Source organism: Corallococcus sp. AB049A (assembly GCF_003668885.1).
Taxonomy (GTDB): domain Bacteria; phylum Myxococcota; class Myxococcia; order Myxococcales; family Myxococcaceae; genus Corallococcus; species Corallococcus interemptor.
Window position 1 is genome coordinate 1 of sequence record NZ_RAWL01000446.1, and the last position, 6,849, is coordinate 6,849.

Sequence of the window (6,849 nt, forward strand, 5' to 3'; positions counted from 1 at the left end):
CCACCACCACCGAACCGCCCTTCAGCCGCTTCCACGCCTCCAGCGTCACGCGGAAGTCCGGCTCCCTCCCCAGCCGCGACGCCGCGATGCCCGGGGCCAGCGGCGCCTTGAAGCGGTGGGGACACACGGCGTCCACCGGCAGCGAGCTGCCCGCGGCCTCGCGCATGGCCAGCGCGTCCGCCGGGGCCTTCAGGGAGGCACAGCCGCTCTCGTAGGGCTTGAAGCCCTGGGGCGCGTGTCCCGCGTCCTTCAGGAGCGACAACAGCGCGCACGACACCTGCGTCTTGCCCACGCCGGTGTCCGTGCCGGTGACGAAGAAGCGCAACGGCTCAGGGGCCACGGGAGACTCCCACCCGGCGCAGGGCCTCCAGCGCCAGGTCGATGTGGCCCGTCGTATGGGCCGCGGAGAGACAGAAGCGGAGCCGGCTGGTGCCGTCCGGCACGGTGGGCGGGCGGATGGCCTTCACCAGCAGGCCCGCCTCGCGAAGGCGCCTCGCCGCGTCCAGCGCGCGCGAGGGCTCGCCCAGGATGACCGGGAAGATGGCGCTCCGGGGCTCCGCTGGCAGTCCCAGCGCGCGCAGCCCGTCCGTGAAGCGGTGGATGTGGCCCCACAGCCGCTCGCGCGGCGCCGGGTCGTGCTCCACCAGGTCCACGGCGCACTCGGCGGCGGCGCACAGGGCGGCGGGCAGCGCGGTGGAATAGACGAACGGCCGGGCGCGGCTCACCAGCAGGTCCGCCACCGCGCGCGACGTGGCCACGTACGCGCCCAGCCCGCCCAGCGCCTTGCTCAGCGTGCCCATGCGCAGGTCCACCCGGTCCTCCACGCCCAGCGCCTCGCACAGCCCCGCGCCACGCGCGCCCAGGACGCCGGTGGCGTGCGCCTCGTCCACCATCAGGGCGGCGCCGTGGGCCTCGCACGCGGCCACCAGCTCGCGCAGCGGGGCCACGTCCCCGTCCATGGAGAAGACGCTGTCGGTGACGACCAGCTTGCGCCGCGCGGGCGTCTGCTCCAGCGCGCGGGTGAGCGCGGCCACGTCCGCGTGCGGGTAGACGACGACGCGCGCGCGGGACAGCCGGCAGCCATCCACCAGCGAGGCGTGGTTGAGGGCGTCGGAGAACACCGCGTCACCGGGGCCCACCAGCGCGGGCAGGATGCCGGTGTTGGCCGCGTAGCCGGAGTTGAAGAGGCGCACCGCCTCCGCGCGCTCGAAGCGGGCAAGGCGCGCCTCCAGCAATTGGTGCGGCACCATGTCCCCCACCACCAGGCGGCTGGCGCCGGTGCCCACGCCGTAGCGCTCCAGCGCGGACGCGGCGGCGGCGCGCACGGCGGGCGACGCCGCGAGCCCCAGGTAGTCATTGGAGGAGAAGTTCACCAGCCGCTCGTCCCCCACGCGCACCTCCGCGCCCTGGGGTGAATCGAGCGGCTCCAGCACGCGGCGGAGGCCCTTCGCAGACAGGGCCTCCAGGTCCTCGCGCGCCCACTGCGTGGCGGGCCTCACCGGTCCTGCCGGGGCTCCAGGGGGCGGATGCCCGCCTTCTCCAAGAGCGCCATGTCCTGGGTGTACTCGGGGTTGCCGGTGGTGAGCAGCTTCTCCCCGAAGAAGAGCGAGTTGGCGCCCGCCATCATGCAGAGCAGCTGCGCCTCTTCGTTCATCTGCATGCGGCCCGCGGACAGGCGCACCATGGCCTGGGGCATGAGCAGGCGCGCGGTGGCGATGGTGCGCACCATGTCCACCGTCTCCACGCGGTGCTGCTCCGCCAGGGGCGTCCCCTCCACGGGCACGAGCGCGTTGATGGGCACCGACTCCGGGTGCACCTCCTGGTTGGCCAGCGTGCGCAGCAGGTTGCAGCGGTCGTCCACGGACTCGCCCATGCCGATGATGCCGCCGCAGCACACGGAGATGCCCGCGTCGCGCACCCGGTTGAGCGTCTTCAGCCGGTCGTCATAGGTGCGGGTGGAGATGATGTCTCCATAGTGCTCCGGGGACGTGTCCAGGTTGTGGTTGTACGCGGACAGGCCCGCCTCGCGCAGGCGCTTCGCCTGGCTGTCGGTGAGCATGCCCAGCGTGGCGCACGCCTCCATCCCCAGGGCCCGCACGCCCTTGACCATCTCCAGCACGCTGTCGAACTGCGGGCCGTCCTTCACCTCACGCCACGCGGCGCCCATGCAGAAGCGGGTGGCCCCGGCCTGACGGGCCTGCGACGCGGCGGCCAGCACGTCCGGCACCGCCATCAGCTTCTCCGCCTTCACGCCCGTCTTGTAGCGCGCTGCCTGCGGGCAGTACGCGCAGTCCTCCGGACACCCGCCCGTCTTGATGGAGAGCAGCGAACAGAGCTGCACCTTGTTCTCCACGAACACCTGCCGGTGCACCGTCTGCGCCTTGTGCACCAGGTCCAGGAGCGGCAACTGGTACAGCGCCTTCACCTCCGCGAGCGACCAGTCATGACGCACCGTCACCCCTTCCGGGGCGGGGGCGGCGTGGTGGGCGTGGCCGTGGAAGGACTCGGAGGTGTCGGACATGCGGGCTCCTGGGGGAGGCGTCAGGAGGCCGACGGTGCGTGGCCCGAAGGCCATTGTCAACGCCCTTGGGAAACAGGGTTGACGAGTGCCCGCAAAGACAGAAGGGACGTCCGTGCATGACACGGACGCCCCTGGCTGTCTCCCGCCTCATCGGTCGAGGAGCCCTGCCTGACTAGACGTGGACGCGACGGCCGCGGCCGGCGAGCCCCACGAGGAACAGCACGACCAGCGCGCCCAGGACGGAGAACAGCAGGCCCGTGGGGTGCAGGTCGAACATCCGGCCGTCACGCGAGAACAGCGAACCGACGAAACCGCCCACGAACGAACCGGCGATGCCCAGCAGCGTGGTGGCGATGAGCCCCATCGACTGGTTGCCCGGCATGATGGCACGAGCGATCAGACCCGCGACCAGACCAATCACCAGAAACGCGATAATCCCCATGGCACTCTCCCTGTGTGGGGGGCGCGCTGTTTCGCGTCGCCCGTGGACCAGAAACTGGGTTGCCCCTCCCTGTAGGGCAACTCGCTACCTGATCCACGACAGCCTGCCTGCCTGCTCCCCTGGCATGGCGCGCGCATGCGCATGGGCGACGAAACGTCAGGGGTCTGGGGTAGACACTCCAACCCATGGCGAAGGCGAAGACGCACTACACCTGTCAGGCCTGCGGCTACCAGACGGCGAAGTGGCTCGGGAAGTGTCCGGACTGCGGGGCCTGGAGCTCGCTCCTGGAGGAGACCGAAGCGAAGGTGGACGACAAGCGCCCGGCGTGGGGCGCGTCCGGGGGCGCCTCCAAGCCGGTGAAGCTGCAGGACGTGACGGCGGAGACGGAGGTGCGCCGGCGCACGGGCATCACGGAGTTCGACCGGGTCCTGGGCGGCGGCGTGGTGGGCGGCTCGCTGGTGCTGCTGGGCGGAGACCCGGGCATCGGCAAGTCCACGCTGCTGTTGGCGGCGCTGGACAAGCTGTCGCGGCACGGGCCGGTGCTCTACGTGTCGGGTGAAGAGAGCCTGCGGCAGACGAAGATGCGCGCGGAGCGGCTGCGGGTGGAGGGGGACGCCATCCACCTGTTCGCGGAGACGGACGCGGACCGGGTGCTCCAGGCGGCGGAGGCGCTCAAGCCCCAGGCGCTGGTGGTGGACTCCATCCAGACCATGTACCTGCCGGAGCTGGGCAACGCGCCGGGCAGCATCACCCAGGTGCGCGAGGTGGCGGGCCGGCTGATGGCGTTCGCCAAGCGCAGCGGGGTGCCCACGTTCCTGGTGGGGCACGTGACGAAGGAGGGCTCCATCGCGGGCCCGCGCGTGCTGGAGCACATGGTGGACACGGTCCTCTACTTCGAGGGCGAGCGCGGCCACCCGTTCCGCCTGTTGCGCGCGCACAAGAACCGCTTCGGCAGCACCAACGAGATTGGCGTCTTCGAGATGAAGGGCGCGGGGCTGGTGGAGGTGGCGGACCCGTCCGCGCTGTTCCTCTCCGAGCGGCCCCAGGGCAAGTCCGGCAGCGTGGTGACGAGCACGCTCAACGGCACGCGGCCGCTCTTGGTGGAGGTGCAGGCGCTGGTGGCGCCCACGGGCTACGGCACGGCGCGGCGCACGGCGATTGGCGTGGACGGCAACCGCGTGGCGCTGCTGGCGGCGGTGCTGGAGAAGAAGGAGGAGATTCCGCTGGTGGGCTGCGACCTGTTCGTCAACGTGGCGGGCGGCATGCAGTTGAGCGAACCGGCGTGCGACCTGGCGGTGTGCGCGGCGCTGGTGAGCAGCCTGCAGAACCGGCCGTTGGACGCGAAGACGCTGGTGCTGGGAGAGGTGGGGCTCGCGGGCGAGGTGCGCGCGGTGGGCCAGGTGGAGCCGAGGCTCGCGGAGGCCGCGAAGATGGGCTTCCAGCGGGTGGTGCTGCCGGCGGGCAGCGCGCGGCGGGTGGAGGCGACGAAGCTCGAGGTGGTGGGCGTGGAGACCCTGAGCGAGGCGCTGGCGGCGATGTTCGACTGACGTCCGGTGCCGTCAGTGCTTGTGCAGCATCCAGGACACGTCCGGCACGCGCGTGGGCTTCGTGAGGGTGGGCAGGTCGAAGAAGGCGTCGCGGCCCAGGGTGGCGATGAGCTGTCCTTCCGCGGCGTCGCCCTCCGGCGTCATGGCCTGGGTGGGGAGTTCGTAGGGCTGGACGAGGACGAGCCCGCCGTCGAGGGACTGGCGCTGGGGCGCGGGGATGGCGTCCAGGCGCGGTCCGAAGAGGTCCACGAAGGGGGCGCCGAAGACGTTGCGCCAGTAGAGGCCGGAGAGGCCCTCGCTGTAGTCGCGCACGTTGAAGACGCGCGTGGAACCGAAGCCGTCCTCGTTGGGCACCAGGCGCCAGTTCTTGCGCTCGAAGTCGTCACCAAGCCCGGACTGGGCGAGGGGGGAGCCCAGCAGCTGCATGATTTCGACGACCTGGCGCAGGTGGGCTTCGCGCCACCCCACCTTCCGGGCCTCCGTGACGGAAGTCATCCAGCTGAAGGAGCCGACGAAGGGATACTTCCCGCGGCGCTCGGGGGCGAAATGGAGGAAGTCCCGATCCGTCTTCGCCCCGATGAAGAAGCGACTGGACTCATCGTAGTGGGCCGCGAGCACATCCAGGTCAAAAGCACCGGGCTCGAACTGCGTATCCACGCCGACGCCCCCGCAGCGCACGGGTTGGAACCAGCGGCCCCCCGAAAAGAACCGCTGGACCAGTTCGCGAACGACGCTCGTGGGTGGAACCCCGGGAGGCAGCGCGAAATCGGTGCTCAGGTATCGAATGGCCATGAAGCGCTCTTACGGGAAGGGCCTGACGGCTGCCTGACCTTCCTTGACAAGGTCGTTCAGTTCCTCGGTCAGGGGCCCGGTCAGCCGCGTCGCCCCCTCGGGATGTTTAGCGGAACGGATCCAGAGTTCGATGGAGCCACCGTACTTCTGAACGTACTGAATCATGGCCTTGAGGTTCCCGGTGAGCGCCAATTCCGCACGGCCCTTCACCTCAACGAAGTCGTAGGGACTGCCCCAGACCAGGTCCCCCTTGTGTCCCGTCACGGCATCCGGGACGAACCCCTGTGCCTTGCTGCCCGGCGGCGGCAGCAGGAGGTCCGTGTTCTTCGGCAGCTTCCGGCTCTGGAGCACGGACTGTTCGAACGCACTGCCCGCGCCCTTGTTCTGGATGACCGTCCGGTAGAGCCGCTCCCACTCCGGATCCACGGCGTAGCTGAAGCGCGGATACTTGCCCGGGTGACGGAACTGATAGTCCACCCACGCCTGCGCCAGGTGCTCCGCGCTGCCCGGCACCAGCCGCGCTCCCTCCGCCGTCGCCCGTGAGCCCACCAGCGCCACGCGCTTGCCCCGGGCCAGCACCCGCCCCGCTTCCGCGAGCGGCGCCTCCAGCCGCTTCGCCAGCGCCCGCAGCCGCTCCACGTCCTCCGCGGACACCGCCTCACCCCGTCCCGCCGCGCGCAGCACCCGACGCAGCTCCTGCGCCTCCTGCGGCGACAGGTGCTGCACCACCCGCTGCAACACCTGCACCTCGCGCAAGCTCCGGCCCGTGAGCAGCGCGACACGCTCCGCGCCCTGCGCTCCTTCCGACAGCAGCCGCCCCGACACCACCGGCAGCGCCACGCTCACCACGCAGAGCAGCCGCTCGCCGTCCGTCAGCGGGTATCCCAGGAGGCTCCGCCCCAGCACCACGCCACTGATGTCCCCCACCTCACCGGTGACGGGCAGCAGCCCCAGGGCAATCTCCAGCACCACCTCCTCCGGCGGAATGGCCGGAGGCTCACGGGCCGGGTCCCAGGCCGGAGGCGCGAAGCGGCCCGCCTCCACCGCCGACGCCAGGAGGCTGTCGCGCGCCAGCAGGTAGACCGCCACCTCGCTGGGGCTCTTGCGCGGGAAGTCCGGGTCCTCCGTGTGCGCGTAGGCCCAGTCCAGCACCGCGTCGAGCAACGCCAGCTGCGTCTCCTCGTAGAGCGCGCTCTCCGTGAGCAGCCCGTCGCTCCCGAGCCGCCGGAAGTGCGCGTCCGCCAGCACCTGACGGCGCGCCTCCGCCCAGCGGTGGAACTCCTCCAGCTTCGCCTCCGCCCGCGCGGAGCGCCTGCCGTCCTCGAGCAGGGCCTGCGCGTGCTTGGCCTTCAGCCGCAGGTACACCTCCAGCGGCGCGTCCTTCGCGAGCTCCTCCTCCGTCCGCGCGGACGCCCACAGCATCAGGTCATTGAGCGCGGCGTGGCCCACCTGACGCTCCGTCTCCGTCACGGCGGGCTGCTTCAGGGCGGCCTTCTTCTCGCGGATGAACGCGAGGTAGCGCCCCAATTCCACTCCCCCCACCGTGC

General features: G+C 71.1%; 7 protein-coding genes. 1 reads left to right on the top strand and 6 read right to left on the bottom strand.

The genetic code is table 11. The features are described 5' to 3' along the window. From bioD to D7X55_RS32970, 4 genes are all read right to left on the bottom strand, one after another. Positions 1-340 (bottom strand): ATP-dependent dethiobiotin synthetase BioD (gene bioD, locus D7X55_RS32955; RefSeq protein WP_147470300.1); only part of this gene is annotated, 340 nt, incomplete at its 3' end. Further along, positions 330-1,499: an 8-amino-7-oxononanoate synthase gene (gene bioF / locus D7X55_RS32960; protein ID WP_120552246.1), complete on the bottom strand. Its 1,170-nt coding sequence runs from the start codon at positions 1,497-1,499 to the stop codon at positions 330-332. The genes bioF and bioD, both read right to left, overlap by 11 nt. Then, positions 1,496-2,521 (bottom strand): biotin synthase BioB, encoded by a 1,026-nt coding sequence (gene bioB, locus D7X55_RS32965; protein WP_120552245.1) that lies wholly within the window; start codon positions 2,519-2,521, stop codon positions 1,496-1,498. Before bioB ends, bioF begins: the two co-directional genes overlap by 4 nt. Before the next feature lie 172 nt (positions 2,522-2,693). After that, positions 2,694-2,963: a GlsB/YeaQ/YmgE family stress response membrane protein gene (locus D7X55_RS32970; protein ID WP_120528245.1), complete on the bottom strand. Its 270-nt coding sequence runs from the start codon at positions 2,961-2,963 to the stop codon at positions 2,694-2,696. Between the two features lie 185 nt (positions 2,964-3,148). Here D7X55_RS32970 and radA point away from each other — a divergent pair, with 185 nt between their 5' ends. After that, on the top strand, positions 3,149-4,510 hold the full coding sequence (radA, locus tag D7X55_RS32975) for a DNA repair protein RadA (protein WP_120552244.1): 1,362 nt from the start codon (positions 3,149-3,151) through the stop codon (positions 4,508-4,510). 12 nt (positions 4,511-4,522) lie between these two features. Here radA and D7X55_RS32980 read toward each other — a convergent pair whose 3' ends face one another. Then, positions 4,523-5,302 (bottom strand): hypothetical protein, encoded by a 780-nt coding sequence (locus tag D7X55_RS32980; RefSeq protein WP_147442947.1) that lies wholly within the window; start codon positions 5,300-5,302, stop codon positions 4,523-4,525. Positions 5,303-5,311: 9 nt separating this feature from the next. Beyond that, positions 5,312-6,849: hypothetical protein (locus D7X55_RS45560; RefSeq protein ID WP_158626461.1), on the bottom strand; the 1,538-nt coding region annotated here is incomplete at its 5' end.